This window comes from Actinacidiphila oryziradicis, assembly GCF_005047355.1.
GTDB classification, from domain to species: domain Bacteria; phylum Actinomycetota; class Actinomycetes; order Streptomycetales; family Streptomycetaceae; genus Actinacidiphila; species Actinacidiphila oryziradicis.
Window position 1 is genome coordinate 1 of the sequence record NZ_SUMC01000365.1, and the last position, 954, is coordinate 954.

Sequence of the window (954 nt, forward strand, 5' to 3'; positions counted from 1 at the left end):
TCCGGGTAGATCAGGGCCAGCACCAGGTACCCGAGCAGGCAGACGGCAACGACGAGTCCGACGACGTTCTCGATGCTCACAGCCGCTCGACCCCCTTGGCGATCAGACCGATGAGCGCGAACGCGACAACGGTGAGGACGATGAAGAGCAGGTCAGGCATGTGCGAGACACCCCGAATAGTAATAAAGGGAACATAACCGTCAAAATTATCGGGACATAAGGGAATCACGAAGACTATGAGTGGTGTCGGCGAGGACCGGCGCTCATAGCGAAGCGCCCACGGGTTCCCCTGACGACCCTCGTTAGCGCACCCCTGACGCCGCAACGGTCGACCTTGATGTCTCCTTGATGTGAGGGGGGTGGCACTGGACGGAGTCCTGCGAACAATCGGTCCGGCGGGTGCGTCGCCCTCGAAGGCACGGCGTACGCAGAGCGCAAGCGCCACCAAAGCCGTAGCGGTGAGCCAGCACCAAGCCGACGATGCAACCCCGGAGTCCTCGTCCGGTCGACGTGGCAGGGTCGGTGGCGCCGCACACCTCCTGCTGCTACACAGGACAGCAGGAGGTGCTACCTCAAAAAGGACCGGGCCGCGATCATCGCGGCCGTCGCGGCTCCGCTCGCCGTCGCCGCGGTGCTGGTGCCGTTCCGTACCAACTTCTCCAACGCCAACGCCGCACTCGTGCTGGTGGTGGCCGTCGTCGCCGTGGCCGCCATCGGAAACCGCCTCGCCGGCGCCATCGCCGCCCTGTCCGCCGCCGCCTGGTTCGACCTCTTCCTCACCCGGCCGTACGAGCGGCTCACCATCACCCGGTCCGCCGACGTGACGACGGCCATCCTGCTGCTCGCCGTCGGCCTGGCCGTCTCCCAGCTGGCCGCCCGGGCCCGGCGCCTTCAGATAGTCGCCATCACCGATGCCGACTACCTGGCGCAGATCCACGACACCGCCCAGCTGGC

General features: G+C 66.5%; 2 protein-coding genes. One reads left to right on the top strand and one right to left on the bottom strand.

Annotation, left to right across the window (positions count from 1 at the left end; all coding sequences use genetic code 11):
* A partial coding sequence (locus FCI23_RS55915; RefSeq protein ID WP_136731792.1) for a potassium-transporting ATPase subunit F occupies positions 1-80 on the bottom strand: 80 nt, incomplete at its 3' end.
* 551 nt (positions 81-631) lie between these two features.
* Here FCI23_RS55915 and FCI23_RS55920 point away from each other — a divergent pair.
* Positions 632-954 (top strand): DUF4118 domain-containing protein (locus FCI23_RS55920; RefSeq protein WP_246144956.1); only part of this gene is annotated, 323 nt, incomplete at its 3' end.